This is a genomic window from Streptomyces viridochromogenes, from assembly GCF_001270495.1.
Taxonomy (GTDB): Bacteria; Actinomycetota; Actinomycetes; order Streptomycetales; family Streptomycetaceae; genus Streptomyces; species Streptomyces viridochromogenes_A.
On the sequence record NZ_LGUR01000253.1, the window covers coordinates 170,581 to 195,305 of the forward strand.

Annotated in this window: 27 protein-coding genes, 1 tRNA gene and 2 pseudogenes; 19 read left to right on the forward strand and 11 right to left on the reverse strand. The window is 68.4% G+C overall.

Annotated elements, in window-relative coordinates:
* Positions 1–304: 304 nt before the first annotated feature.
* The 13 genes from ADK36_RS41375 to ADK36_RS41435 all read left to right on the forward strand — a co-directional run bounded on the left by ADK36_RS41375 (position 305) and on the right by ADK36_RS41435 (position 12,783).
* Positions 305–727, forward strand: coding sequence for an NADH-quinone oxidoreductase subunit A (locus ADK36_RS41375; protein WP_030046315.1), 423 nt, complete (start codon positions 305–307; stop codon positions 725–727).
* A complete protein-coding gene (locus ADK36_RS41380; RefSeq protein ID WP_048583063.1) occupies positions 718–1,395 on the forward strand; it encodes an NADH-quinone oxidoreductase subunit B in 678 nt (225 codons plus the stop codon). Before ADK36_RS41375 ends, ADK36_RS41380 begins: the two co-directional genes overlap by 10 nt.
* Positions 1,392–2,891 carry an NADH-quinone oxidoreductase subunit C gene (locus tag ADK36_RS41385; RefSeq protein WP_063784561.1) on the forward strand — a complete coding sequence of 500 codons (1,500 nt, stop codon included), beginning with the start codon at positions 1,392–1,394 and terminating at the stop codon, positions 2,889–2,891. The genes ADK36_RS41380 and ADK36_RS41385 overlap by 4 nt, the downstream gene beginning before the upstream one ends.
* On the forward strand, positions 2,888–3,856 hold the full coding sequence (locus tag ADK36_RS41390) for a complex I subunit 1/NuoH family protein (protein WP_048583064.1): 969 nt from the start codon (positions 2,888–2,890) through the stop codon (positions 3,854–3,856). The genes ADK36_RS41385 and ADK36_RS41390 overlap by 4 nt, the downstream gene beginning before the upstream one ends.
* Before the next feature lie 2 nt (positions 3,857–3,858).
* Positions 3,859–4,428: a NuoI/complex I 23 kDa subunit family protein gene (locus ADK36_RS41395; protein ID WP_048583065.1), complete on the forward strand. Its 570-nt coding sequence runs from the start codon at positions 3,859–3,861 to the stop codon at positions 4,426–4,428.
* Positions 4,425–5,120: an NADH-quinone oxidoreductase subunit J family protein gene (locus tag ADK36_RS41400; protein WP_234330063.1), complete on the forward strand. Its 696-nt coding sequence runs from the start codon at positions 4,425–4,427 to the stop codon at positions 5,118–5,120. Before ADK36_RS41395 ends, ADK36_RS41400 begins: the two co-directional genes overlap by 4 nt.
* Positions 5,120–5,509 (forward strand): NADH-quinone oxidoreductase subunit NuoK, encoded by a 390-nt coding sequence (nuoK, locus tag ADK36_RS41405; protein WP_048583066.1) that lies wholly within the window; start codon positions 5,120–5,122, stop codon positions 5,507–5,509. The genes ADK36_RS41400 and nuoK overlap by 1 nt, the downstream gene beginning before the upstream one ends.
* A complete protein-coding gene (locus tag ADK36_RS41410; protein WP_053201280.1) occupies positions 5,506–7,500 on the forward strand; it encodes an NADH-quinone oxidoreductase subunit L in 1,995 nt (664 codons plus the stop codon). Before nuoK ends, ADK36_RS41410 begins: the two co-directional genes overlap by 4 nt.
* A gap of 6 nt (positions 7,501–7,506) precedes the next feature.
* Positions 7,507–9,081, forward strand: a complete 1,575-nt coding sequence (locus tag ADK36_RS41415; protein WP_053201282.1) for a complex I subunit 4 family protein — start codon at positions 7,507–7,509, stop codon at positions 9,079–9,081.
* Complete coding sequence (locus ADK36_RS41420) at positions 9,078–10,601, forward strand: NADH-quinone oxidoreductase subunit N (RefSeq protein ID WP_053201284.1); 1,524 nt, start codon at positions 9,078–9,080, stop codon at positions 10,599–10,601. Before ADK36_RS41415 ends, ADK36_RS41420 begins: the two co-directional genes overlap by 4 nt.
* Before the next feature lie 238 nt (positions 10,602–10,839).
* Complete coding sequence (gene htpX / locus ADK36_RS41425) at positions 10,840–11,703, forward strand: zinc metalloprotease HtpX (protein WP_048583070.1); 864 nt, start codon at positions 10,840–10,842, stop codon at positions 11,701–11,703.
* Positions 11,700–12,095: a YccF domain-containing protein gene (locus ADK36_RS41430; protein WP_048583071.1), complete on the forward strand. Its 396-nt coding sequence runs from the start codon at positions 11,700–11,702 to the stop codon at positions 12,093–12,095. The genes htpX and ADK36_RS41430 overlap by 4 nt, the downstream gene beginning before the upstream one ends.
* 121 nt (positions 12,096–12,216) lie before the next feature.
* Positions 12,217–12,783 carry an SMI1/KNR4 family protein gene (locus ADK36_RS41435; protein WP_053201286.1) on the forward strand — a complete coding sequence of 189 codons (567 nt, stop codon included), beginning with the start codon at positions 12,217–12,219 and terminating at the stop codon, positions 12,781–12,783.
* Between the two features lie 245 nt (positions 12,784–13,028).
* Here the strand turns inward: ADK36_RS41435 and ADK36_RS41440 are convergent, their stop codons facing one another.
* Positions 13,029–14,300 carry an APC family permease gene (locus tag ADK36_RS41440; protein WP_053201288.1) on the reverse strand — a complete coding sequence of 424 codons (1,272 nt, stop codon included), beginning with the start codon at positions 14,298–14,300 and terminating at the stop codon, positions 13,029–13,031.
* Between the two features lie 136 nt (positions 14,301–14,436).
* Here ADK36_RS41440 and ADK36_RS41445 point away from each other — a divergent pair, with 136 nt between their 5' ends.
* Positions 14,437–14,703: a GlsB/YeaQ/YmgE family stress response membrane protein gene (locus ADK36_RS41445; RefSeq protein ID WP_053201290.1), complete on the forward strand. Its 267-nt coding sequence runs from the start codon at positions 14,437–14,439 to the stop codon at positions 14,701–14,703.
* Positions 14,704–14,867: 164 nt separating this feature from the next.
* On the opposite strand, the gene ADK36_RS41450 is transcribed toward ADK36_RS41445, so the two are convergent.
* Positions 14,868–15,356 (reverse strand): YajQ family cyclic di-GMP-binding protein, encoded by a 489-nt coding sequence (locus ADK36_RS41450; protein WP_048583074.1) that lies wholly within the window; start codon positions 15,354–15,356, stop codon positions 14,868–14,870.
* Between the two features lie 224 nt (positions 15,357–15,580).
* On the opposite strand from ADK36_RS41450, the gene ADK36_RS41455 reads away from it, so the two are divergent.
* Positions 15,581–15,662 (forward strand) — tRNA-Tyr (locus tag ADK36_RS41455).
* Between the two features lie 175 nt (positions 15,663–15,837).
* Here the strand turns inward: ADK36_RS41455 and ADK36_RS41460 are convergent.
* The 4 genes and pseudogenes from ADK36_RS41460 to ADK36_RS51120 form a co-directional block, all read right to left on the reverse strand.
* Positions 15,838–17,219: pseudogene (locus ADK36_RS41460) on the reverse strand (tyrosine-type recombinase/integrase).
* A 61-nt stretch (positions 17,220–17,280) separates the two neighbouring features.
* The gene (locus ADK36_RS41465; RefSeq protein WP_048583075.1) at positions 17,281–17,469 is read right to left on the reverse strand and encodes a helix-turn-helix transcriptional regulator; all 189 of its coding nucleotides are present in this window, start codon (positions 17,467–17,469) and stop codon (positions 17,281–17,283) included.
* Positions 17,470–17,545: 76 nt separating this feature from the next.
* Positions 17,546–18,298 (reverse strand): DUF5906 domain-containing protein, encoded by a 753-nt coding sequence (locus ADK36_RS41470; RefSeq protein ID WP_234330065.1) that lies wholly within the window; start codon positions 18,296–18,298, stop codon positions 17,546–17,548.
* A gap of 27 nt (positions 18,299–18,325) precedes the next feature.
* Complete coding sequence (locus ADK36_RS51120; protein WP_267887445.1) at positions 18,326–18,448, reverse strand: hypothetical protein; 123 nt, start codon at positions 18,446–18,448, stop codon at positions 18,326–18,328.
* Between ADK36_RS51120 and ADK36_RS47340 the strand changes: the two genes are divergently transcribed.
* A complete protein-coding gene (locus ADK36_RS47340) occupies positions 18,413–18,733 on the forward strand; it encodes an AAA family ATPase (protein WP_234330064.1) in 321 nt (106 codons plus the stop codon). The genes ADK36_RS51120 and ADK36_RS47340 overlap by 36 nt on opposite strands.
* 85 nt (positions 18,734–18,818) lie before the next feature.
* Here ADK36_RS47340 and ADK36_RS41475 read toward each other — a convergent pair whose 3' ends face one another.
* From ADK36_RS41475 to ADK36_RS49290, 3 genes are all read right to left on the reverse strand, one after another.
* Positions 18,819–19,001, reverse strand: coding sequence for a hypothetical protein (locus tag ADK36_RS41475; RefSeq protein WP_048583076.1), 183 nt, complete (start codon positions 18,999–19,001; stop codon positions 18,819–18,821).
* Positions 19,002–19,521: 520 nt separating this feature from the next.
* Complete coding sequence (locus ADK36_RS48530; RefSeq protein ID WP_159029202.1) at positions 19,522–20,052, reverse strand: RNA polymerase sigma factor; 531 nt, start codon at positions 20,050–20,052, stop codon at positions 19,522–19,524.
* A 236-nt stretch (positions 20,053–20,288) separates the two neighbouring features.
* Positions 20,289–20,705 (reverse strand): hypothetical protein, encoded by a 417-nt coding sequence (locus ADK36_RS49290; protein WP_159391256.1) that lies wholly within the window; start codon positions 20,703–20,705, stop codon positions 20,289–20,291.
* Between the two features lie 604 nt (positions 20,706–21,309).
* On the opposite strand from ADK36_RS49290, the gene ADK36_RS47345 reads away from it, so the two are divergent.
* The 3 genes and pseudogenes from ADK36_RS47345 to ADK36_RS50815 all read left to right on the forward strand — a co-directional run bounded on the left by ADK36_RS47345 (position 21,310) and on the right by ADK36_RS50815 (position 23,171).
* A complete protein-coding gene (locus tag ADK36_RS47345; protein ID WP_078942843.1) occupies positions 21,310–21,597 on the forward strand; it encodes a hypothetical protein in 288 nt (95 codons plus the stop codon).
* Between the two features lie 79 nt (positions 21,598–21,676).
* A pseudogene (locus tag ADK36_RS47350) lies at positions 21,677–22,680 on the forward strand (IS5 family transposase).
* Between the two features lie 278 nt (positions 22,681–22,958).
* On the forward strand, positions 22,959–23,171 hold the full coding sequence (locus tag ADK36_RS50815; RefSeq protein ID WP_078942844.1) for a hypothetical protein: 213 nt from the start codon (positions 22,959–22,961) through the stop codon (positions 23,169–23,171).
* A 174-nt stretch (positions 23,172–23,345) separates the two neighbouring features.
* Here ADK36_RS50815 and ADK36_RS41490 read toward each other — a convergent pair whose 3' ends face one another.
* Positions 23,346–23,753 carry a nuclear transport factor 2 family protein gene (locus tag ADK36_RS41490; protein WP_048583078.1) on the reverse strand — a complete coding sequence of 136 codons (408 nt, stop codon included), beginning with the start codon at positions 23,751–23,753 and terminating at the stop codon, positions 23,346–23,348.
* A gap of 15 nt (positions 23,754–23,768) precedes the next feature.
* Entirely contained in the window at positions 23,769–24,425 is a 657-nt protein-coding gene (locus tag ADK36_RS41495) for an SDR family oxidoreductase (RefSeq protein ID WP_048583091.1), read from the reverse strand.
* Positions 24,426–24,725 lie beyond the last annotated feature (300 nt).

A 24,725-nucleotide genomic window follows, 5' to 3' on the forward strand; every position in this document is an offset into this window, starting at 1 on the left:
GGTGCGCCGCCGCGCCATGAGGCGGGCCGCCTCCGGCTACGGGGGAAATCCCCACCCCGCGACCGAGCCGGGCATCGGGTCGCGTGACCGGCCGGTCGCCGGGCCGTCGCATCTCGAGGAGATCTCAAGGCGTGACGGGCTGCTTACGGTGTCTTTAGCAGGGCCTAGACTCCCGTGCGTACAGATCGTCGAACAGCGGTGTTCACGAGATCACAGGTCGCAGGACACTGGTGTTGTCGCAAGGCATCAGCGGCAAGGCAACCATCGGTCACGAGGTAACGAGGTCAGGGAGCGAGGGGCGGACGTGTCGGAACAGACCGTCGTCGTCGCGGCGGATGTGCATTACGTCGTCGTCTCGGCGGACTACTTCCAGTCCTACTCGGTCGTCGGACTGCTGGCCGTCGTCGGCGTCCTGTTCGTCGCCGTCGCCTTCGGGGCGGGCCGCCTGCTGCGTCCGGTGGTCCCCACGCCCGAGAAGCTCCTGACATACGAGTGCGGCGTCGACCCCGTCGGCGAGGGCTGGGCCCACACCCAGGTCCGCTACTACGTGTACGCCTTCCTCTACGTGATCTTCGCCATCGACTCGATCTTCCTGTTCCCCTGGGCGACGGTCTTCGCCGACCCGGGCTACGGCGCGACCACGCTCGTCGAGATGTTCATCTTCCTCGGCTTCCTGGCCGTGGGCCTGCTCTACGCATACAAGAAGGGCGTCCTGGCATGGACGTGACGCCAGACACCGATCCGCAGCCCGTTCTGCTGCCGGAGCCGAAGCGGCTGGGCGCGCTGGCCCGCCTGGCCCCGGAGCCGATGAAGGTGATCCTCAACTGGGGCCGCCGGTACTCGCTCTGGGTCTTCAACTTCGGCCTCGCCTGCTGCGCGATCGAGTTCATCGCCGCTTCGATGGCCCGCCACGACTTCATCCGCCTCGGCGTGATCCCGTTCGCACCGGGCCCGCGCCAGGCCGACCTGATGGTCGTCTCCGGCACCGTCACGGACAAGATGGCGCCGGCCGTGAAGCGCCTGTACGAGCAGATGCCCGAGCCGAAGTACGTCATCTCCTTCGGGGCCTGCTCCAACTGCGGCGGCCCGTACTGGGACTCCTACTCCGTCACCAAGGGCGTCGACCAGATCATCCCGGTGGACGTGTACGTCCCCGGCTGCCCGCCCCGCCCCGAGGCGCTGCTCCAGGGGATCCTGAAGCTCCAGGAGAAGATCGCCCGGGAGTCGCTGGGCGAGCGATACGGCAGCGCGACGGCCCGCCCGTCCGCGGCGGCACTACAGAGCGGGCTGGTCAGAGCTCCGGAGGCGCCGGGTTCCGGTGGCACGGGCAGTACTGACGGGGCGAGTGGTACCGGCGGTGCCGGTGGTACGGGCGTGGGGGAGGCCGACCGATGACGACGATCGGCTGGCTCCCGGCCCCCGTCGAGGACCTCTTCGGCCCGGAGGCCACGGCCGAGGAGTCGTACGAGGTCCTGACGGTCGACGTACCCCCGACATCCTGGCTCGCGGCCCTGGAGGCGGCTCGCGACGAACTGGGCTGCACCTACTTCGACTGGCTGAGCGCGGTCGACGAACCCGGCACGGGCTTCCGTGTGGCCGCCCACGTCGCGGCCCTGTCTCCGGTACGACGCCTGCTGGTCCGCACGACCGTCCCGCACGAGGCGCCGACGCTGCCCTCCGCGGTCGGCGTGTACGCGGGCGCCGCCTGGCACGAACGCGAGACCCACGAAATGTTCGGCGTGGCGTTCACCGATCACCCTGCCCTGGACCACCTCCTCCTCCCGGACAACTTCGAGGGTCACCCCCTCCGCAAGGACTTCGTCCTGGCCGCCCGTGTCGCCAAGGCCTGGCCCGGCGCCAAGGAACCCGGCGAGTCCGAACACGGCGGCCCGAAGCGCCGCCAGATGCTGCCCCCTGGCGTCCCCGACCCGAACGAGTGGGGCCCCCTCAAGGGCCAGCTCCCCCCTGCCCCGGCCCGACCGGCCAGGGGCGCGGGACGCACGGCGGGGGAGCGCCCGGCCCGTGCGGCGGGAGAACGACCGGTACGGCGTGCCCGTACGGCGTCGGAGGGCTCGGCCGGCCAGGCGGACGCCCCGGCTGAGAGCGCCGCTCCGACGACTGGCGCGGGTGCGGTGCGGCGGGCACGTACGGCGTCGGAAGGATCGGTCAGCCAGCAAGGTTCGGTCAGCCGACCGGGAGCCGCCTCGGCCACGGAGGGTTCGGCCGGCCAGACGGCCGCCCCGGGAGCAGCCGGGCCCTCGACGGAGCCGGGCGCCTCTCCCGCGGGCACCGGCACGCCGGCCACGCCTCGGCGTTCGCGGAGCGCCGGCGAGGGCTCGGCGAGCCAGCGGGCCGACGTGTCGGCGGACACGACGAGCGAGGGGGCGGGCGACGGGCCGGAGACGGCGGCGACCACCGCCCCGTCGGCCCGGCGTGCGCGCAGCGCGAGCGAAGGCTCCGCATCGCAGCGTCCGGGAACGGGCACTGCCCCGGCCGGTCCCCGCCGCTCACGCAGCGCCTCGGACGGCTCCGCAAGCCAGAGGCCCGCGGCCGACGCGGCGACGCCGGACACGGCTCCGTCCGGCACACCTGAGTCCGGCACACCCGCCTCGGACGCGGCTGTGTCAGGTGCGGCTCCGACATCCCCCACAGCTCCCCGAAGCCCGGACGCCCCCTGGCACCACGCCCGCCCCGCCTTCGACGATCCCGAGCCCAAGCCCACGTCGGCCCCCGAGCGGGCCAACCAGGCCAGCGAGGCCGGTCAGGCCGGCCAGCCCGAGCCGGGGGAGGCCACCACGGCCAAGCACGAAGACCCCGCGGGCTCCACCCACGACCGCACAGACCCCGCAGACTCCGCAGATCCCGCAGACCCAGAAGGAGGCCCGCAGTGAACGACGCGCTCGACGTCACCCTGCGACTCCTGATCGTCTTCGTCGTCTTCCTCACCTTCCCTCTGCTCATCGGCCAGACCGAACACAAGGTGATGGCCCATATGCAGGGCCGCCTCGGCCCGATGTACGCGGGCGGCTTCCACGGCTGGGCCCAGCTCGTCGCCGACGGCGTGAAGTTCGCGCAGAAGGAGGACATCGTCCCGGCGGGCGCGGACCGCCGTATCTTCCAACTCGCCCCCGCAGTAGCCCTCCTCCCGTACCTGCTCGTCCTCCTCGCCATCCCGATCGGCCCGGGCGAGGGCGCGGTCGGCGAGGTCATCGACGCGGGCATCTTCTTCGTCCTGGCGGTCATGGGCGTGGGCGTCCTCGGCTCGCTCATGGCCGGCTGGGCCTCCGCCAACAAGTTCTCCCTCCTCGGCGGCCTCCGCACCGCCGCCCAGCTCCTCGCCTACGAACTCCCGATGCTGCTCACCGCCGCCTCAGTGGCCATGGCGGCCGGCACCGTCTCCCTTCCCGGCATCCTCGACGCCTTCGAGTGGTGGTGGCTGCCATGGCAGATCGTCGGCGCGATCGTCTTCTTCGTCGCCGGACTGGCCGAACTGCAGCGCCCGCCGTTCGACATGCCCGTCGCCGACTCGGAGATCATCTTCGGCGCCTACACCGAGTACACCGGCCTCCGTTTCGCTCTCTTCCTCCTCGCCGAGTACGCCGGCATCGTCGTCCTGTGCGGCCTGACCACCGTCCTCTTCCTGGGCGGCTGGCACGGTCCTTGGGGCGCCGACGGCCTGGGCTGGGTCTGGACCCTGCTCAAGACGGCCGTCCTCGCCTTCATCGTGATCTGGCTCCGCGTCACCTATCCCCGCCTGCGCGAGGACCAGCTCCAGAAGCTCTCCTGGACCCTTCTAGTCCCCCTCTCCCTCGCCCAGATCGCCCTCACCGGCGTCGTCAAGGTGGTGATCCAGTAACCATGGCCCCCATCCCCGGCTCCGGCCTCGCCAAGGGCCTGGCCGTCACCCTCCGCACGATGACGAGGAAGTCCGTCACCGCGCAGTACCCGGACACCCAGCCCGACCTCCCGCCCCGTACCCGCGGCGTGATCGGCCTGTTCGAGGAGAACTGCACGGTCTGCATGCTGTGCGCCCGCGAGTGCCCCGACTGGTGCATCTACATCGACTCCCACAAGGAGACGGTCCCGGCGGCGACTCCCGGCGGCCGCGAACGCAGCCGCAACGTCCTCGACCGCTTCGCCATCGACTTCTCCCTGTGCATGTACTGCGGTATCTGCATCGAGGTCTGCCCTTTCGACGCCCTGTTCTGGTCCCCGGAGTTCGAGTACGCCGAGACCGACATCCGCGAACTCACCCACGAGCGCGACAAGCTCCGCGAGTGGATGTGGACCGTCCCGGCCCCGCCCGCCCTCGACCCCGGCGCGGAGGAGCCAAAGGAGATCGCCGCCGCCCGCAAGACCGCCGAGAAGCTGGCGGCCGCCCAAGCCGAGCCGGAAGAGCCGACCGAGCCGCAGGAGGGCGAGTCGTGAGCCCCACCCACGCCGCTCTGGCCACGGCCGCCGACACGCACGGCTTTCTCTCCCCGACCGGTGTCGAGATCGTCTTCCTGCTCGTCGGTCTGGTCACCTTCGGTGCCGCGCTGGTCACCGTCACCACCCGGCAGCTGGTGCACGCCGCCCTGTGGCTGGTGGTCACGCTCGGCGGCCTCGCCGTCGAATACCTCCTGCTCACCGCCGAGTTCATCGCCTGGGTGCAGGTCCTCATCTATGTCGGTTCCGTCGTCGTCCTCCTCCTGTTCGGTCTGATGCTCACCAGGGCCCCCATCGGCCGCTCCCCGGACGCCGACTCCGGCAACCGCTGGGCCGCCCTCACCGTGGCCCTCGCCTCCGCGGCCACCCTGGTCTGGGTGGTCGTCGACGCCTTCCGCACGACCTGGATCGACCTCGACGGGCCCGCCGCCGGCTCCACCAGGGCCACCGGCGAGAGCCTCTTCCAGAACTGGGTCCTCCCCTTCGAGGCCCTCTCCGTCCTCCTCCTCGCCGCCCTGGTCGGCGCGATCGTCCTGTCCCGCAAGGCGAAGGCGGAGTCGAGCTCTCCCCCTGTGAACTCCCGAGCCAAGAACGGGAGTTCCCCACCTGCCCCGGATTCCCGCAATCACCCGATCGGGCGAAATGGGTCGCCCGAGGGAACTGAGCCGGCCGAGCAGGAAGGCGCCCGCTGATGCACCTCGCCTACCCCGCCGTACTCTCCGCCCTCCTCTTCTGCACCGGTCTGTACGGCGTCCTGGCCCGCCGTAACGCGATCCTGGTCCTGATGTCGGTCGAGCTGATGCTCAACGCGGTCAACCTCAACCTGGTCGCCTTCGACGTCTGGCTCAGCAAGGCCGCCGAGGAGACCCTGCACTCCGGCCAGGCCCTGACTCTGTTCACGATCACCATCGCTGCCGCCGAGATCGGCATCGGCCTGGCGATCGTCCTCGCCGTCCACCGCAACCGCGGCACCGCGGACATCGACAAGCTCCGAGACACCGCCGAGGGCCACGAATCCGACGGCCCCGACCGCGACGCCTCCACGGCCGCGCAGGCCGAGAAGGCTGAGGCCACCGCGTGACCACGACCACCCTCGCCGTCCTCGTCCCCCTCCTTCCGTTCCTGGGCGCCGCGGCCGGCCTGCTCCTCGGCCGCACGGCCCCCGGCTTCGTCCGCCCGCTCGCCGTCCTGCCGGCGCTCGCGTCCCTCGTGCTCGCCGCGGTGGTCGCCGCGCGGCAGGGCGGTGACCAGGCGATCAACGCCGCCACCGAGCTCACGCCCACCGGCTCGGTCCCGATCGAACTCGCCCTGCACATCGACGGCTTCGCAGCCCTCGTGGCCGTACTCGTCGGTGTCGTCGCCACCTGCGTGCAGATCTACTCGACGGGCTACCTCCGCGAGGACCCGCGCTACCCCTCGTACGCCGCGCTCGTCTCCCTGTTCACCTCCGCGATGCTGCTCGTCGTCTACTCCGGCGACCTGATGGTGCTGCTGGTCGGCTGGGAGATCATGGGCATCTGCTCGTACTTCCTGGTCGGCCACTACTGGGAGACCCCGGAGGCCCGCGCCGCCTCCATCAAGGCCTTCCTGGTGACCAAGCTCGGTGACGTCCCCTTCCTCATCGGCCTTTTCGCGCTGGCCACCGATGCCGGGTCCTTCCGCATCACGAAGGTGCTCGGCACCGTCGCGAGCGGCGGACTCGACCATCCGACGCTGATCGCCCTGCTGCTCCTCGCCGGTGTGGCGGGCAAGTCGGCGCAGTTCCCGCTGCACACCTGGCTCCCCGACGCGATGGCGGGCCCGACGCCCGTCTCCGCGCTGATCCACGCCGCGACGATGGTCGCCGCCGGCGTCTACTTCATCGCGCGTCTCCTCCCGGTCTTCGAGGCCTCGCAGGCCGCGATGATCGTCCTCGCCGTGATGGCCGCCGTCACGATGATCGGCTCGGGCCTCGCCGCGCTCGCCCAGGACGACATCAAGCGCGTCCTCGCCTACTCGACGATCGGCCAGCTCGGCTACATGACCGGCGCCCTCGCCGTCGCCGACCGCGGGGCAGCCGTCTTCCACCTCCTCTCGCACGGCGCCTTCAAGGCGCTGCTGTTCCTCGCGGCCGGCGTGATCATCCACGCCGCCGGCACCAACTCGCTGGCCGCCATGTCCCGCATGACCCACCTGCGCGACCGCGTGCCGGATGCTTTCTGGACGATGACCGTGGCGCTCCTCGCGCTCGCCGCGATCCCGCCGTTCAGCGGCTTCTTCTCCAAGGAGTCCGTCCTCGGCGCCGCCGAGCACGCCGCCACCGGCCACGCCGAGCGCGTCCCCGGCACCTCCGGCTGGGTCGTCCTCGTCGCCGGTCTGCTCACGGCCCTGCTCACCGCCGCCTACGCGATGCGCCTGTGGCTGCTCGCCTTCCACGGCCGGGGCGCCGAGGCTCCCGACCACGGCAGGCAGCCGCTGACGATGACGGTGGTGCTGTGGGTGCTCGCCGCCCCGTCCCTCGCCGTCGGCGCCCTCGCCTACCGCGTGCTGCCCGACTGGTTCGACGGTCGCGACCTCGCCCCGACTCTCACCACCTCCGTCCTCGGCACGGGCGTGGCCCTCGTCGGCGGCATCGTCACCTACGCGGCCTGGCGCCACACCACGGCTGCGGCAGCGCGCGTCCCGCTGGGTGCGGTCGCGGCCCACCCGGAGGGAGACGCCGCCCAGGTCGAGGCCGAGGCCATCGCCAGCCACGCGCCCGTGTACGGGGGAGTGGCCTACGCACCCGACCCGGCGGACCCGGGCCGACTGCTGCTCGGCCCCCTGCACCGCCACGCGGCCGTCGGCTTCCACCTCGACGCCGTGTACCGGGTGCTGTTCGTCCGTCCGGTTCAGGCCGGGGCGAGTCTCGTCCGGTTCCTCGACCGCGAGGTCGTCGACACCTACGTCGGTGGGGCGGGTGCTCTACCACGCTGGCTCGGCCTCGCCGTACGGCGCGCCCAGACCGGCAATGTGCAGACCTATGTGAGCGCGCTGCTCGCCGGCACCGTCGTTCTCGCGGTCGCCGCCGTCCTCGTCGCCACGGGAGCGTGAGCAGGCGTGATCGATATCAACGAGTCCGTGATGCAGTTCGTTCTGGCGTTCATCGTCGTCGGCCCGTTCCTCGGCGCGGCCGCCGCCCTCCTGCCGGCCCCGCCCGGGCTGAAGGGGAAGTCGCCCGAGCAGGCCGTGCTCCGACACGGCGTGACCGTCACCGGCGCGGTCCTCATCGCCGCGATCGTCCTCGCGCTCGGCTTCGACCACGACCAGCCCTCGAAGATGCAGGCCAGCACGGACATCAGCTGGATCCCCGCACTCGACGTGCGCATCCACCTCGGCGTCGACGGCATTTCCCTCCCCCTTCTGGTCCTGACCGCGCTGCTGACCTTCCTCTGCGCGCTCTACTCGTACTTCAAGATGCCTGCGGGCCCGACCCCGAAGGCCTTCGTCGCACTGCTGCTCGTCCTGGAGTCCGGCACCCTCGCCAGCTTCGCCGTCCTCGACCTGCTCCTCTTCTTCCTCGCCTTCGAGATGGTCCTCATCCCGATGTACTTCCTCATCGCCCGCTGGGGCGGTGAGGGCCGGGCCGAGGCCGCCTGGAAATTCATCCTCTACACGCTGCTCGGCTCCGTGGTCATGCTGCTCGGCCTGCTCCTGATCGGAATCAAGGCGGGCACATTCGACATGGTGGCACTCGCCACTGACAACGGCCGGTCGCTGACCGCATCCGTGCAGGTCATCGCCGTTTTGGCGATCGGAATCGGGCTCGCGGTCAAGACGCCGATGTGGCCGCTGCACAGCTGGCTGCCCGACGCCCACACCGCCGCGCCGACCGTCGGGTCGGTCCTGCTGGCCGGTGTGCTGCTGAAGATGGGCACCTACGGGTTCGTCCGCATCCTCCTGCCGATCGCCCCCGACGGCTTCGCCGACTTCGCGCCGTACCTCGCCGCCTTCGCCGTCGTCGGGATCATCTACGGATCCCTGGCCTGCCTCGCCCTCGCCAAGCAAGGCGCGAAGGGCGACCTCAAGCGCCTCATCGCCTACTCGTCCGTCGGCCACATGGGCTTCGTCCTGCTCGGCATCGCGACGATGACCCCGACCGGCGTGAACGGCGCCCTGTTCGCCAACATCGCCCACGGCCTCATCACCGGCCTCCTCTTCTTCCTGGTCGGCGCGCTGAAGGACCGCACGGGAACCACCGACCTCGACGCCCTCGCCGAGCAGACCGGCGCCGCTCTCTACGGCAAGGCACCGCGCCTCGGCGGCCTGCTCGCGTTCGCCGCGGTCGCCTCCCTCGGGCTGCCGGGCCTCGCCGGGTTCTGGGGCGAGATGCTCGCCCTGTTCGGCGCGTTCGAGCCCGCCGCCGGCCTCAGCCGCCCGGCCTTCCTCACCTTCATGGCGATCGGCGCCTTTGGCACCTTGCTCACGGCCGCCTACCTGCTCGTCGTGGTCCGCCGCGTCTGCATGGGTGTCGCACCGCAGGACGTCCCGAAGCTCGCGGACGTCCAGACATACGAGTTCGCGGCCTGGACCCCGCTCGTCGCCCTCACCGTCGTCGCCGGACTGTGGCCGAAGGCCCTCCTCGGCCTGACCGACCCGGCCGTGCAGCAGCTCCTCGCAGGAGGCACCCGATGAGCGCCCTGGCCCAGCCCTTGGCCGAGTCGGTCGTCCAGTCCGTCGACTGGCTCGCCATCGCGCCCCCTACCATCGCGGCACTGGTCGGACTCGTGGTCCTCGTCGCCGACCTGTTCGTCGCGGAGAACAAGAAGGCACTGCTCGGCTGGACGTCAGTGGCCGGCCTGGCCGCCTCGCTGCTCCTGCTCCTGCCTCTCCTCGACGGCGACCGCGCCACCTTCTGCCTGACCGGCGACGCCGGAGTCTGCAGCTACACGGCCGACCGGTTCACCCTCGTCATCCAGTTCCTGGTCCTCGGCGGCGCCCTCCTGGCGGCCCTCCTGTCGGTCACCGCCCTCAAGGACGCCAACAAGGAACTTCCCGAAGGGGAGTTCTGGTTCCTGCTGCTCTCCTCCGCCGCCGGAGCCGCCCTGCTGCCTGCCTCCCGAGACCTGGCGACCCTCATCGTCGCGCTCGAAGTCGCCTCACTCCCGGCCTTCGCACTGGTCGGCCTCCGTTACGGCGACCGTAAGTCGTCCGAAGCGGCCCTGAAGTTCTTCCTGTCCTCGGTCACCGCGACCGCGGTCAGCCTCATGGGCATCAGCTTCGTATACGCCTCCACAGGCACCCTCTACCTCACCCAGATCGCCGACCGGATCCAGAACGTCGACGGACAGCTCCAGACCCTCGCCCAGACCGGAGTCGTCCTCACCCTGGTCGGCTTCGCCTTCAAGACGGCCGCCGTTCCCTTCCACTTCTGGGTGCCGGACACCTACGTGGGGGCGCCGCTGCCGGTCGCCGCCTACCTGTCCGTCGTCGGCAAGGCGGTCGGCTTCACCGGACTGATCCTCGTCACGGTCATCGCCCTTCCGTCGTACGCCGACGTCTGGGGCCCGGCGCTCGCGGCGCTGGCCGCCCTCACCATGACCGTCGGCAACGTAGGCGCCCTGCGCCAGCAGGCCACGCGCGCGTACAGCGCGGTTCGCCTGCTCGCCTGGTCCTCAGTCGGCCAGGCCGGCTACCTCCTGGTGCCGATCGCCGCCGCCGCGTACTCCAACGACGGCGAGCGGTCCATCGGGTCCACCGTCGCCTACGCCCTCATGTACGCCGCCGTGAACCTTGGGGCCTTTGCGGTGGCCGCGCTCGTCGGCCGTACGAAGCCCCTCAACCGCATCAGCGACTACCGCGGCCTGTACGCGCGGAACCCCTTGTCCGCCCTGATCCTGGCCTTCTTCCTGCTCTGCCTCGCCGGACTCCCGCCGGGCATCATCGGTCTCTTCGCCAAGGTCACCGTCTTCTCCGCCGCCGTAGACGCCGGCCTGGGCTGGCTGGCCGTGGTCATGGCTGTCAACGTCGTGATCGCGCTGTTCTACTACCTCCAGTGGACGGCCCTACTGTTCCGCGCCCCCGAGGGCGAGGCCGTCAGGCACCTCGTCCCCGCACCGGTGACGGCCACGATGGCCCTCGCCGGAGTCGTCGGCATCGCCCTGTCCGGAGCTCCCCAGCTGATCCTGCGCTTCGCCGACACCGGCCTGTTCTGAGCCCTGGCGTATTCCACGCGCGCGCGTGGAGCGCTCCGCCTCCACGCGCGCACAGCCGCACGCCGGAGCCTTCACCCGGACGGCCCACGCCCGCCGCCGCACACACCAGGGAACCCGTGGCCCTCGCCTGGCGTTGACCAGTACAGAAGGGTTCCACTGGACGTGACACCACGGCACCAATGGCATCGGAGATCGACCAGCAAAGGGTTCCCCTGCCGCACCACTTGGAGGGCGTACCGTGCACCGCCGGCACAACGGGCTCAGGACCGCAGTCCTCCTCGGAGGACTGTCCGCGGTCATCATCGTCATCGGCAGTTTCTTCGGCCGGATGGGGCTTGTCGTCGCGGTCCTGATCGCGCTGGGCACGAACGCGTACGCGTACTGGAACAGCGACAAGCTGGCGCTGCGTGCGATGCGCGCCCGCCCGGTCAGCGAGTTCGAGGCCCCGGCCCTGTACCGCATGGTCCGCGAGCTCTCCACCCAGGCCCGCCAGCCCATGCCCCGCCTCTACATCTCACCGACGGAGGCGCCGAACGCGTTCGCGACGGGCCGCAACCCGCGCAACGCCGCCGTGTGCTGCACGGAAGGCATCCTGCGCATCCTCGACGAGCGCGAACTGCGCGGCGTCATCGGCCACGAGCTCAGCCACGTCTACAACCGAGACATCCTCATCTCGTCGGTCGCCGGCGCACTCGCCTCAGTGATCATGTTCCTCGTCAACTTCGCCTGGCTGATCCCGATCGGCCGTTCCGATGACGACGACGGTCCGGGCATCTTCGGCATGCTGCTGATCATGATCCTCGGTCCGCTCGCCGCCACGCTCATCCAGCTGGCCATCAGCCGCTCCCGGGAGTACGAGGCGGACGCGTCCGGCGCCCAGCTCACCGGCGACCCGCTCGCCCTCGCCAGCGCCCTGCGCAAGCTGGAACTCGGTACCAAGCAACTCCCGCTGCCTCCCGAGCCCCGCATCGAGACGGCCAGCCACATGATGATCGCGAACCCCTTCCGCCCGGGGCAGGGGTTCTCCAAAATGTTCTCCACCCACCCGCCGATGGCGGACCGTATCGCCCGGCTCGAAAAGATGGCAGGCCCCCCACAGTGAAGACCATCCTCAACGTCATCTGGCTCGTCCTGAGCGGCTTCTGGCTGTTCCTCGGCTACATACTCGCAGGCATCCTGCTCTGCATCACCATCATCGGCATCCCCTTCGGCATCGCTGCCTTCCGCATCGGCATCTACGCCCTGTGGCCCTTCGGGTACACCACGGTCGAGCGCCGCGACGCCGGGGCGCCCTCCTGCATAGGCAATGTCCTGTGGCTGGTCCTCGCCGGCTGGTGGCTGGCCATCGGCCACATCGTCACCGGCCTCGCCCTGTGCGTCACGATCATCGGCATCCCGTTCGGTATCGCCAACTTCAAGCTGATCCCGGTGTCGTTGTTCCCGCTCGGCCGCGAGATCGTGTCGACGAACCAGCCGTTCGCGTCGAGCTGGTAGGCGCCCCAATCGCGGCGCGCAGGTAGCCGATCGGGGCAGGGTCGGCTGTCGCAGGTTTCCACAGTGACGCGGTTATCCACAGGCCGGACCGATTGTCAGTGGCGGCTTGCATCATGAACGCATGACGGAGAACGAGCAGTTGCTGACGAGGGTGGCGGACAAAGCCCGCACCATCCGCCCATGGGGCTGGACTTCCCTCCCCGAGCCCGTGGACGCGGCCACCCTGGCCCGCGCCGAGGCAGCGCTCGGCTTCCGGCTGCCCCCGCTGCTCGCCGACCTCTACCTGCGTATAGGCGACGGCGGATTCGGTCCGGAGTACGGCCTGTTGCCCCTGCTCGACAGCTCTCCGGCCGGCGAACCCGCCGCCGTCACGCAGTACCTCGCCAACCGCGAGAACGCCCACAAGGACCCCGGCTGGCCCTGGCCCGAGGACGTCCTGCCGATATCCCACTGGGGCTGCGCGATGTACGCGTGCGTGGACTGCCGCAGCCCTCAGGCCACGGTCCTGCTCTTCGAACCGAACGCCGACGACGCCGACCAGGCGTGGTACGTGGATGCCCCGAGCCTCACGGACTGGCTGCGCACCTGGGTCGACGGCACGGGCTGGTACGAGGAGACGAACGAGGAGTCGGAGATGGCCCCTTGGGCCGACTTCCGTATACGCACCGCTGCCGCACGCGCCTCCTGAGCGGGCGTGAACCGGCGGTCGGTGAACGGACCGACGGTCGGGTGGAGCGAATCAACGGCCACTGAGCGCACCCGACGGCCACATCCTGGGCGTCCCGTGTGAGCCCCGACGGCCGCTGAGCGGCCCGTGTTCGTGCCGTACGGCTCGGCAGCCGGCCCAGGCCCCCGTCAACCCCCGCCACGCACCGCACCACACCGCCCTGTCCCGCGCGCAATCCCGCAACAACGGCACGCGTGTACATGGGCCTACCGCCCTCGGTCATCCGACCGCTCCAGCACCCACCGTCGCACGCCGTACGCCACCACACCCACCGCGAGCACACCCGCGCCCACAACCACCGAGATCTGCGGAAGCGAGAACGCCAGGACCGCGCACCCGAGAAGCCCCACCGCCGGCACGACTCGCGAAGTCGCAGCCGAGTCGAGAGTCCAGGCCGAGGCATTGGCCACCGCGTAGTACGCCAGCACACCGAAGGAGGAGAACCCGATCGCGCCGCGCACGTCCACCGTGGCGGCCAGGACCGCGACCACCACCCCCACGGCCAGCTCGGCCCGGTGAGGCACCTGGAAGCGCGGGTGCACGGCGGCCAGGGCGCCGGGCAGGTGCCTGTCGCGGGCCATGGCCAGCGTCGTCCGTGAGACGCCCAGGATCAGGGCGAGCAGGGAGCCCAGCGCCGCGACAGCCGCTCCCACCCGGACCACCGGTGCCAGCCCCGGCACCCCCGCCGCCCGCACCGCGTCGGCCAGCGGCGCGCCCGCCTGCCCGAGCCCCTCCGGCCCCAGTACGGAAAGGACAGCCACCGCAACCCACGCGTACACCACCAGCGCGATGCCCAGGGCCAGGGGAATCGCCCGGGGAATCGTGCGCGCCGGGTCCCGAACCTCCTCACCGAGGGTCGCGATTCGCGCGTACCCGGCGAAGGCGAAGAACAGCAGCCCCGCCGCCTGCAGCACACCGTCCACGCCGCCCGAGGCCCCGACGTCCAGGCGCCCGGCATCGGACTGCCCAGAGCCCAGACACACGACCACCACACAAGCGAGGACAGCCAGGACCACCGCCACGATCGCCCGTGTCACCCAGGCGGACTTCTGCACGCCGCCGTAGTTCACCGCGGTCAGCGCCACCACGGTCGCGACCGCCACCGCGTGCGCCTGCCCCGGCCAGACGTACGCCCCCACGGTGAGCGCCATCGCCGCACAGGAGGCCGTCTTACCGACCACGAACGACCAGCCCGCGATATATCCCCAGAACTCCCCGAGCCGCTCGCGCCCGTACACATACGTGCCGCCCGAGGCCGGATACAGCGCGGCGAGCCGCGCCGACGACGTGGCGTTGCAGTAGGCGACCACGGCCGCGACCGCGAGCCCGAGCAGCAGTCCGGATCCGGCCGCGTGGGCGGCGGGTCCGAGGGCGGCGAAGATTCCGGCCCCGACCATCGAGCCGAGCCCGATGACCACGGCGTCGCCGACACCCAGGGTGCGCCGCAGCTCGGAGGGGGCGGAGCTGGACAGATTCATGGCCGGAACCTTACTGATCGCTGCAACCGAGGGGTGCCGCCGTGACGTCTTGTTCATCAACAGAGCACGAACAAGCGCGCCCGAGATCACAGTGCCGGGAAAGTGCAGGCACAGCGCGGAGGGGCAGGTTCAGGGCATGACGATCATCAGCTGGATCATTTCGGGGCTGCTGGCCGGAGCCATCGCCAAGTTCCTGCTGCCGGGCCGTGACCCGGGCGGCTTCATCGGCACGACGCTCATCGGCATCGCGGGCGCGTTCATCGGCGGCTGGATCTCGGCCCGCTGGCTGGACCACCCGATCACCAAGGACTTCTACGACGGCACCACCTGGGCCGCCGCGATCGGCGGCTCCCTGGTGCTCCTGATCGCCTACCGCCTCCTGTTCGGCCACTCACGCAACTGAGCCAGGCGAGTACACCCCGAACCGCAGCCAGCAGGCGAGAAGGGTGGGCACCCCGCGGGGTGCCCACCCTTCTCGTAAAGCATCGAGCCGAAGCCGAAGCCGAAGCCGAAGCCGAAGCAGGTGGCGGCGGTGACGGCGGCGGAACCGCGTGCCGGATCAGTTGCTCACCGGTAGTTCACGAACTGCAGCGCGAAGTCGAAGTCCTGGCCCTTCAGTAGGGCGATCACAGCCTGGAGGTCGTCCCGGCTCTTGGAGCTGACCCGCAGCTCGTCGCCCTGTACCTGGGCCTTCACGCCCTTCGGGCCCTCGTCGCGAATGATCTTCGCCACCTTCTTCGCGTTCTCCTGGGAGATGCCCTCCTCGATCGACGCGAAGATCTTGTATTCCTTGCCCGAGAGCTGGGGCTCGCCCGCGTCCAGGGCCTTCAGCGAGATCCCGCGCTTGATCAGCTTGGACTGGAAGACGTCGAGGACAGCCTTCACCCGGTCCTCGGAGTTCGCCTCCATCAGGATCTTTTCACCGGACCACGAGATCGAGGCACCCACGCCCTTGAAGTCGTAGCGCTGTGAGATCTCCTTGGCGGCCTGGTTGAGGGCGTTGTCGACCTCCTGCCGCTCGACCTTCGAGACGATGTCGAAACTGGAGTCGGCCATGTCCTGTGGCTCCTTGTATCGGGGTGCGTATGAGGTGCGTATCGGCGGGCGTGGGGGTGGCCGCCGAGCCCGGGCAGGCCCCGGACCGCATTCTCACAAGCCTAGCCACCCCTCGTCCCCCGGGCCGCGATCAATCGGGTGGCGAAGCACCCCTACCCATCGGGTATTGTTTACGTCGTTGCCAGGGAGCACCGCCGCAAAGCGGTTCGAACGGCAGCAACCCCGGCGGTGTGCCCGAGCGGCCAAAGGGAGCAGACTGTAAATCTGCCGGCTCAGCCTTCCCAGGTTCGAATCCTGGCGCCGCCACGCTGAGGGAAACCCCCTTCGATCAGGTTACTTACCTGGTCGAAGGGGGTTTCTTGTTGGCTGCCACTGTTCGATTCGTTGTGGACGGGGGCATGGACGTGTCTCACCTCGTACCGCCCATATCCCACTGTTGATCAGTGCGTGTCCCCCAGGTGTCCCCCGGGGGAGAGCTTGATCACTCTGGCTCGTTCCACTCCCGAAGGGCTGCGTCGATACGACTGTTCGCACGCTCCCGCGTCTGGTCGAGCACCTTGGCGTACACCTTGTGCAGCACCGCGATGCTGTCCGGCGCGGCGGGCGCACTCCATGGCGTCCACCCCAGAACTGAGCCAGAACGACACCCCGGCGTGCCGGAGGTCGTAGGGGCGCTGGGCTAGCAGCGAGGACGTTTCCGCCTCGGTCAACACGTCCTTCCGGGCCTTGGCCTGCCCACACCTGCCCGTAACCGGTCTCCTGTAGCAGGCCATCGCGGTTCGTCCGGAAGAGTCGGCCATCGGGTGCTGTGCTGTGTCTGGCGATGTGCTGCCGCAGCAGACGGACGAAGTGCGGCGGGATCGGCACCGGATGGGAGTCCTTCTTGGCGCGGGTCTTGAGGTGGCGCATCTCGTGCGCCGTGCCGTCGTCGGTCCAACTCCGTCCGGCCCGGACAACTCCCTGCCGGAGGGTGAGCATCCCCCACCCCGTCTCCGAAGGTGGCACTGGCTCACCCGTAGGCCGGCGGCCTCGGCGGGACGCATGGCCGCGTAGTACAGGCACCCGAAGAACGCTTCCAGGTGCTGCCCGCGTGGACCCTGTTCCCGGACCCCTGCCAACAGCGCGCGGACCTGACGAGGGTTGGCGACGCTCTCGGGGTCCACCGCTTCCACTGACTTCGGGGCGGTCCACTTCACGGCCGTGATCGGGTTGGCCGGCATGGTGAAGTACTGCTCTTCCACGGCGAGTCCGAGAACGTCGCTCAGGCAGGCACGCTTGCGCTTTGCGGTGCGCGGTGATGCCTCTTTTCCCGTCCAGCCGTAGGGACAGCTCGTCCAGGGCCAGACGTACGGTCGCGGGGTCTTCCATTGCGGAGACCGGCATGGAGTGCTTGGAGATCCAGGCGAGGGCGCGGGCCACGTCGTCCGGCGGGGTCGCGTTCCAGCGGTTCCGGTTGTATGCCCACCCGTACAGCGCGCGCCGCATGAGCGCGGTGTCGGGCATCCCCGTCTTCGTTTTCACGAGCGCGGGGGTGATGGTGGCCAGCGCATCGGCGTAGTTCTTCCGCGATTTTGCCGGGGCCAGTGCCCACTTGCGGTCCACATAGGTGCGGCTGTGCTCGTACCACGTGATGGAACCCTGCTTGGCGCGCAACTCGGATACAGGCAGGCCCGTTTCCTCGTCGAACTGGTCGCCGCGCCGCACAGCGGACATGAGTTCCGAGCGGCGCCCCTCGGCCTAGACCTTAAGTGTGTAGCTCTTGGAGTGCTTGCGCTCCCCAACCAGCCAGCGCAGGCGGTAGGGCTTCGGGCGATCCTTGCGAACCTCGATGGAGTAGAGGTGAACGTCGTAGGTCAGTGCCATATGAACTCCAGAGGGGCCTGCCGAAAGCAGGCCCCTCGTGTCTCGTGTGTGCGGGAGATGGTCAGGCGGCAGCCTCTTCGATGGACGACCACCACGCGTCGAGGTCGGCACGACGGCAGCGAAGCTGACCGTTGGGGAGCTTGATGAGCTTCGGGGCCCTGCCCCGGGCGCGCATGCGGTAGAAGGTGGCGCGGCTCATCTCGATCTCTTCGCGGACTTCGGGGAGTTTGAGCATCTTGGGGCGAGCCATGGCACTCCTCAGCGAAGGTGGGGCGAGCGGGGAGAGTGGTGGAAATACATTCCTCTGAGTCGCGGCTCATCGGCACTCAGCGGCTCTCAGAGGGGCCTTGAGACGCGATGAGTCGCGGCTCAGGCAAATGTGGTTCGGGCACGTTCAGCGTGATCCCGGTGTAGGTGACCACCTGCCGGCCATAGGCGTCGCGGGGACGCGAGCGGCTGAGCTGGGGGACCACGGAGAACAGGTTGCGGCCGAACACCTGCTTGGTGCCGGGGCGCACGCCGTTGTCCTCGGCCCACTCCCGCCAGACCGACCAAAGTGCTTCCACGGGCACAGAGCAGGTGGGTCCGGTAGTGCAGCGTTCCCGAATGAACGCGGATGTGGGTGAGGCGGTGTCCTGCATGGTGGTGACAGCTTCACGGCTGGATGGCGGTTCCGTGATCCGGCCCGTGCGCTGGAGACGGGCGAGCCCTTCGAGAGCGCAGTTGAGGATGCCGGGCATCTCGGCGGTGAGCCGGTCGAAGAGGGTGGGCTCTTCCTTGCCCAGCCAGGACACTCGCATGTTGAGCAGCACGAAGAGGCGGGCGATGACGCCGGATGAGTCGCCGAAGTGCGGCAGTTCGTTGGACAGGACCACCAGCCGGGTAGGCAGCTTGCCGGTCCACACCGCGCGGTACTTGCGGTCGATGTCGATGGTGCCCTCGCCGGAGATCGTCAGCAGCCGTTCGACGACTTGGCTGTTGTCGTTGCCGGACAGCCGGGCGTCGGAGATGACCGCGAGCGGCTTGCCGATCAGCGTGGACAGCCCGAAGTTCGTGCCGAGTCCGGAATTGCCGCCCACTACGCGGAGCTGATCACGTCCGGCCAGCTACCGCCGGGGGCGCTCCTGCCGAGCATCAAGAGCCCCACTCTTGAGCGGCCGGTCCTTAAGGATGTTGCGGTTGAACTGCGCGAACTGCTTCAGGCAGGGCGTGATGTCGTTGTTGACCATGGATTCTGGACTCCGGACGACCGCGCCCGGTGGCGAACTATCGCGACCGATGCTGGCGCCACGCCGCTACTGGTCTATCTCGAGGCAAGCCACGATGAGCTGTGGTCAAGAATCAACGAGCGCAACGAGTCCCACGCACATGACCCCAACTCGATCTACTTCTCTGAGAGCGACCTTCGCCGTTACCGCACTCGCTTTGTTCCTCCCGAGTCAGATGAACCGCACGTCACGTACAACGGCGATCCTGTGGCCGTGATCGCGGCACTGGACGACGCCCGATCGTGACTCTCGACCCGCCCGACCACGGCCTTGTGCAACCTTTAGACGCCGCTTGGATTGCCTGCACAGAGCGACCGCACGCGGCTTCCTACTACATGATGTCTGTATGGATCAGGGCTTGGCTGCAGTCGTCGCCGGTGTTGTAGGAATGGTTGGGGCGCTTGGCGGTTCCATCGCCGGCGGCATAGGAGCAGTGCGCGGCGCGCGGATCGGTGCAGAGAGAACTGCCACCGCGCTGCTTCAGCAGACGCAGGACCAAGCTGACATCGAGCATCGGCACTGGGCTCGTGAGCAGCGGCGGTTGGCCTGCACCCAGATTATGGATCTCTATTCAGCTTCTAACCGTGCACGAGCAATGTGCGTAGGAACGCTTGCTCGTGGACAAGTCCCAGGCGATGAAGAGCACCTTGAACAGGATCGGGTAGCGCTTGCCTTGGCGTCAGCAGGAAACCATCTGAAGCTCTGGGGGCCTCCCCAACTGAGCGACGCAGCAGACGACCTGGTCCTACGGGCCTCTACTGCAAGTTATCTACTCAAGCATTGGATCGAAGCTGTCCAAGCCTCGGCACCTAATGTCGGAGAGATCAGAGCCGAGTACGAGGCTGTCTCACTACAGGAGGTGTACCTGCTGTTCGTGGAGGTAGCAGGACAGACACTCAGGAACCCAGAGCAGGTGTGACGGCCAGTTGCGGAGACTGACGGCCCGTTCTCGGTCCACGAAGGTGAGTTGGGTCTGAGCCCACTCACGATGCCATCTGCGAGGTCGGTCGTGCGAGCGTGCGGCTCTCCTCTGGTTAGGTCGGTTTAGTCAACTCTGGATATTCGTTTTTCAGGGCTGAGGCCAGTTTAATTCTCGCATGGCGTAGGTTTGATCTAACAGTCGCCATATCTTTATTCAATACTTGAGCGATTTCCCGTGGTGTATATCCGTCGAGATGCCACGCCATGATTATCCGCTGCGCGCCGGTCAGGTGCTTCTGGACGAAATCAATCACAAATTCCCATTCTTCGAGTGAGCTGGCCAGATTGTGAGCGTCTTCGCCTCGACGTGCAATGAATTCCTGTCGGCTAAGCTCTAGACCTCTATTGGCTCTCATTTCGCTGCGAAGGTAATGATTTGCTGCTGCCTTCCGGCACCAGGCTCGTGGGGCGCGTACGGAGTGCCAATTTTTCAGTAGATCTAGAAGGGTGGCTTGAGCCGCGTCTTTCGCCTCTTCGATGCTGGCGCCCAAGGACAAGACATGCCTGGTGATAGGGGTGAACTCGGCGCGGAAAAAGTCATCGTAATCCTGCTGCTCCGCTGTGGACAGCCTGTCTGAAGGCATGCGGTGATTCCCCTCCGAGTTGGAGGGGCAGTCGCTGGTACCGCTGTTCCGGCGGTTTTCGATTCTAAGCCACCGCATGAAACCCTATTCCAGGCCTGTCGAAACGTAGAAGAATACCGAGACTGATCCTTTGGTGTTGCAGCGAATATTTCTCTCTAGGTGTGACAGGTGGCCGCCTTTCGTGTGGCGTTTTGTTCGAGAAGAACAGTGCAGGCGACCACCTCATCGATGTTCTGCTAACTCTCACCCGTTCCTGCGCTGTCGGTGAAGGTGTTCAGTGTGTCCGTAACAGTTGTCTTTTGGCGGGGCGCTTTAGCGAGTGACGCCTTCTTCTCTCCGACGGTGTCGGGCGCGTCGCCGCTGGAAGGTCGCTCCGCCGAAGTGGCATGCGGGGTGTGCCGAGGATCGCCTCGACGGAGTCGCAACTGCTCGACACGGTTCACGAAGAACATCAACGTGCTGTCGAGCGTCCGAGAACACAGGCCGGCGATGGTGCTGCATGTCCGCTTGACCAGCCACGCGAGTTGCGGCCAGAAGGCATTGATCAGGATCGAACCGGCTGAGTACGGGGTCAGATTCTCCATCTGATCAGCCCGTGATTGCGAGAGAAGGTCGAAGTGGGGGGCAGCGATTGCACACACGGCAGCGAGCATGTGCGCAACCCTGACTTTGGACATACCGAGGGGGGAGCGGATGCGCCGTGAGTCGACGCAGCAGCTCCCACGGGCGAGTTGCCCATGAGCACCTGTATCCATCTACCCGAGGCCGCACATCAACCCCCGATCCGGCCAAGGATGTTGGTAGGGCTGAATGCCACGGCATGCTGTTGTTTGCGCGATTGTCCCGCATGGACGGTCGTTGTGTCTGCTCGACCACAGAGCGTCGCCATGTGATAGGGGTCACACCGCCGTGCTGTGGATTCCTTGCACGTACACCCCTCACTTCTTCCCTAGACAGTGAGACGTGCACCTGCGTCTACCCGGGGGTCCGCTGCTCCGATCCGGCCAAGATTCCAGCAGCGGATCCCCTGAATTTCCCACGTCGCCTGGCGCTCAGACCCGACCGGTCCTCCTGACTTCCCGCGGGCGCAGAGCCTGGCGAGGGATGCCCTCGCATGAGCGCTCCCCGGGGGGCGCGGGTTGGAGTGAGGCGGCCTGACGCAGCCCGCCTTAGGGCGCGTATCGAGTCGTGATCAAACTGCCTGCTGCATAAGCCGGTGGCGGCCGCCTGTGGCGACTCGCGTGAGATCATCCGTCCATGAGCAGCGATCTGGAAATAAGTGCTCTGGCGATCAATGTCACGGTCCCGCAGGCGCTCCGCTGGACGGACACTCGACGCGGTGAAGCGTTCACGCTGACCACTCTCAACGTCCGGCTTCTCCCGGACGGTCACCTCGCCGTGAAGGCCTATGGCAGACCAGTCGGTGGTGGTCGGGGCGCATACGTCTCGTTCCCTGTCCCCGATATACCCGAACTGGCGGCCCTGGTCTCCGAGGCTGCCAGCCGTGCCGGGGCGTTGTGGGCCGCCCATCGTGGTCTCGGCTGATCTTAGGGTGCATATTGGGCCGTGATCAATCTGCGGGAATCGCCCTCGCGGCGGTGCCTGCACCGGTAGATCTTCTTTCGTGACGCGAGTGCAACTGAGCAACGAGGAATGGGAGTTCATCGAGCCGTACCTGCAGATCGGAGAGTACGGCCCGTACCCAGAGCGGCTGCGACAACAGTTCGAGGGCGTGATCTGGCGGTTCAAGACCGGCGGGCAGTGGCGGGAGATGCCGCAGGAGTTCGGCGTCTGGTCCACTGTGCACAACCGTTTCCGGCAGTGGCGTGACCCGGGCGTCTTCAAGTCCCTGCTGGAGGGACTGATCGCGGAAGCAGCGAAGCGGGGCGAGGTGGACCTGTCCCTGGTCAGCATCGACTCCACCACCGCGCGCGCTCACCAGGACGCCGCTGGGATGCACCTGGACCAGGACGTCCTCACTGCCCTGGAGAAAGCTGCGGCCGAGGAGGAGAAGGCCAGGTCAAAAGGGGCGACTCCGAAGAACGAAGCGGGCAGGAAGCCGAAGCAGATCCCGAGCGCGAGGAGCGACGACGCATCCGGCGCCGACGCAGACTCCGGCTCAAGGCCGCCCTCCTGGGACGCTCCAGGGGCGGGCAGAGCAGCAAGGTCCACCTCGCCGCCGACCGCAAGTGCCGCCCGCTGGCCTTCGTCCTGACCGCGGGACAGGCCGCGGACCGCCCACAGTTCATCCCCGTGCTGGGCAAGGTACGGGTCCGCGGGCCCGTCGGACGCCCCCGCACCCGCCCGGACGCGGTCGCTGGGGACAAAGCCTACTCGTCCCGCGGCAACCGGGCCCACCTGCGCAAACACCACATCAAAGCAATCATCCCCGAGAAGAAGGACCAAGCCGCCAACCGAAAGAAGAAGGGCTCCAGAGGCGGTCGCCCCGTCAGCCACGACGCCGACCTCTACAAGGAGAGGAACACCGTCGAGCGCCTGATCAACAAGCTCAAGGCCTGGCGAGGCATCGCCACCCGGTACGACAAGACCTCGGACAGCTACCTCGCCGGCCTCCACCTGCGCGCCTCAATGATCTGGCTCAAGGGCCTCACGAGAACCGCCCCTTGATCACAATTCGATACGCGCCCTAGTCGCGTCACCGGGGCCGGATGTCGGGCTGTAGGGCGATGATTCGCAGGTTGGAGGGCCCGCGACTCAGTGTCGTCAGGTGCTACCCCAACGTCCGGAGGCTTCTCCCCCCCCATGCGTCCCCCGCTGAAGTCCATGCCTTCCCAGGTTCGAATCCTGGCGCCGCCACACTGGGGAAACCCCTCCGCTCTACGGAAACGTAGAGCGGAGGGGTTTTCGCGTTCCAGAGCCAGTCAGGCCCGAGGCAGACTGATCCCATGTCCATGCGCCGCAGAAGCTGCCCCGAGTGCCGTCGTGAGATCGCCGTCGTCGCCGGTCGGTTCGCACGGCACGATCCGCCCGGCGCGCGGGAGAACGGGCAACTCGTGTCCTGTCCCGGATCGTGCAGACAGGCACAACTCGGGGCCGCGCAGCCCGCGTTGGACGGGTACGTCGTGCCCGAGTTCCCTGGCCAGCTTCCGCTGTTCTGAGAGCATGTGTGTATGAGAACGTGTGTCTGAGAACGTGTGCCAATCACCGGTCTTGAGCAACTGTTCCGAGCCCCAGCAAGCTGGACGCACAGCCTCATGCGCCGAGTCCCGGTCTCGCCCGGGAAGCCCCGGCCCCGCCCCGAGTAGCCCGGCCTTACCCGGGAAGCCCCGGCCTCACCCCGAGGCGGCCGGGCCGCCCGACGAACGGGTCCGCACGTCTCCCATCCGCGTCACCAGCCCGTCCCTGTCGAATCGGTACACGTGCTCGACCGTCTCCTCCGTCCACAGATCGCCCGACGCATCGCGCATCCCGGGCCGTACGGTCGCCACCACGGCCTCGCCGTCCGCGTCCGGGCGGAGGCCCTCCAGCCGTACGAGGGGATGCCCGGCCGCGAACTGCCGCGCCCAGTACGCGCGTACCGCCTCACGACCGCGCAGCCGGACTCCGTCCAGGACGTTCGGCCAGTCCACGTCGGGTGCGAGGCACCGTTCCATGAAGGGTTCTCGCTCGTCCGTCGAGAAGACCTCGTACATGCGGCGCAACAGCGCGTCCTGCGCGGCGGGAACCCCCTCCGAGCCCATCTTCCGAGCCCATCTTCAGTTCCCCGCCACCGACTTCACCGCCACCGACACCGGGGCCGAGCCGCTGATGAGTTCGAGCGTCAGGCCGGCCGTGGCCGGAGTGTCGAGCAACTCCGCGAGTGCGGCGGCCACATCGTCGCGCGGGATCGGTCCGCGGCCGGTGTGGGCCTCCAGGCGCACCAGGCCGGTTCCGGCGTCGTTCGTCAGGATGCCGGGGCGGAGGATCGTCCAGTCCAGGCCGGCCAGGCCGCGGACGTACTCGTCGGCTCCGCCTTTCGCGCGCAGGTAGACGTCGAAGACCTCGTTGCCTTCGTGGCTCGGATCCGCGCCCATGGACGACACGACCAGGAAGCGCCGTACGCCCGCCTGGACCGCCGCGTCCGCGAACAGGACCGCCGCGCCCCTGTCCACCGTGTCCTTGCGGGTCGTCCCGCTGCTCGGGCCCGCGCCCGCGGCGAAGACGGCCGCGTCCGCGCCCTGGAGTTGTGCCGCGACTTCCTCGACCGAGGCCGACTCCAGGTCCAGCAGGATCGGTTCGGCACCGGCCTCCCGCAGGTCGTCTGCCTGTTCGGCCTTGCGGATGATCCCCGCGACCTCGTCCCCGCGTGCGGCGAGCAGCCTCTCCAGCCGCAGCGCGATCTGACCATGACCACCAGCGATGACAATGCGCATGTCTCCGACCGTACGCCCGGACGGCCGCATCCGCCGCACGACTTCAGCCACGCCTCACGACCCGACAGGCACACGCCTCACGAGCCGCCAGGCGCACAGCTCACGGCCCGCCAGGCGCACACCTCACGTCCCGCCTGGCACACGTAACCACGGCACCGCAGGCGCACATCTCACTCTCGGACACCAGGCGCACGCCCGAGCTGCCCGCACGCCCCTTACGCGCCCCAACCCGCTCCCCGTCCCCCCCTTGAGTCCTGCCCCTCGCAGCCCAGCCCCGCCCCGCCCCGCACCCCTCAGGAC

Excerpts from the sequence above, each read along its gene's own strand:
- ADK36_RS41380 (WP_048583063.1), top strand. The coding sequence starts at position 718 with ATGGACGTGACGCCAGACACCGATCCGCAGCCCGTTCTGCTGCCGGAG.
- ADK36_RS41385 (WP_063784561.1), top strand. The coding sequence starts at position 1,392 with ATGACGACGATCGGCTGGCTCCCGGCCCCCGTCGAGGACCTCTTCGGC.
- ADK36_RS41395 (WP_048583065.1), top strand. The coding sequence starts at position 3,859 with ATGGCCCCCATCCCCGGCTCCGGCCTCGCCAAGGGCCTGGCCGTCACC.
- nuoK (WP_048583066.1), top strand. The coding sequence starts at position 5,120 with ATGCACCTCGCCTACCCCGCCGTACTCTCCGCCCTCCTCTTCTGCACC.
- ADK36_RS41420 (WP_053201284.1), top strand. The coding sequence starts at position 9,078 with ATGAGCGCCCTGGCCCAGCCCTTGGCCGAGTCGGTCGTCCAGTCCGTC.
- ADK36_RS41435 (WP_053201286.1), top strand. The coding sequence starts at position 12,217 with ATGACGGAGAACGAGCAGTTGCTGACGAGGGTGGCGGACAAAGCCCGC.
- ADK36_RS41440 (WP_053201288.1), bottom strand. The coding sequence starts at position 14,300 with ATGAATCTGTCCAGCTCCGCCCCCTCCGAGCTGCGGCGCACCCTGGGT.
- ADK36_RS41445 (WP_053201290.1), top strand. The coding sequence starts at position 14,437 with ATGACGATCATCAGCTGGATCATTTCGGGGCTGCTGGCCGGAGCCATC.
- ADK36_RS41450 (WP_048583074.1), bottom strand. The coding sequence starts at position 15,356 with ATGGCCGACTCCAGTTTCGACATCGTCTCGAAGGTCGAGCGGCAGGAG.
- ADK36_RS41465 (WP_048583075.1), bottom strand. The coding sequence starts at position 17,469 with ATGGCTCGCCCCAAGATGCTCAAACTCCCCGAAGTCCGCGAAGAGATC.
- ADK36_RS51120 (WP_267887445.1), bottom strand. The coding sequence starts at position 18,448 with ATGGTCAACAACGACATCACGCCCTGCCTGAAGCAGTTCGCGCAGTTC.
- ADK36_RS41475 (WP_048583076.1), bottom strand. The coding sequence starts at position 19,001 with ATGCTCGATGTCAGCTTGGTCCTGCGTCTGCTGAAGCAGCGCGGTGGC.
- ADK36_RS48530 (WP_159029202.1), bottom strand. The coding sequence starts at position 20,052 with ATGCCTTCAGACAGGCTGTCCACAGCGGAGCAGCAGGATTACGATGAC.
- ADK36_RS49290 (WP_159391256.1), bottom strand. The coding sequence starts at position 20,705 with ATGCTCGCTGCCGTGTGTGCAATCGCTGCCCCCCACTTCGACCTTCTC.
- ADK36_RS47345 (WP_078942843.1), top strand. The coding sequence starts at position 21,310 with ATGAGCAGCGATCTGGAAATAAGTGCTCTGGCGATCAATGTCACGGTC.
- ADK36_RS50815 (WP_078942844.1), top strand. The coding sequence starts at position 22,959 with ATGTCCATGCGCCGCAGAAGCTGCCCCGAGTGCCGTCGTGAGATCGCC.
- ADK36_RS41490 (WP_048583078.1), bottom strand. The coding sequence starts at position 23,753 with ATGGGCTCGGAGGGGGTTCCCGCCGCGCAGGACGCGCTGTTGCGCCGC.
- ADK36_RS41495 (WP_048583091.1), bottom strand. The coding sequence starts at position 24,425 with ATGCGCATTGTCATCGCTGGTGGTCATGGTCAGATCGCGCTGCGGCTG.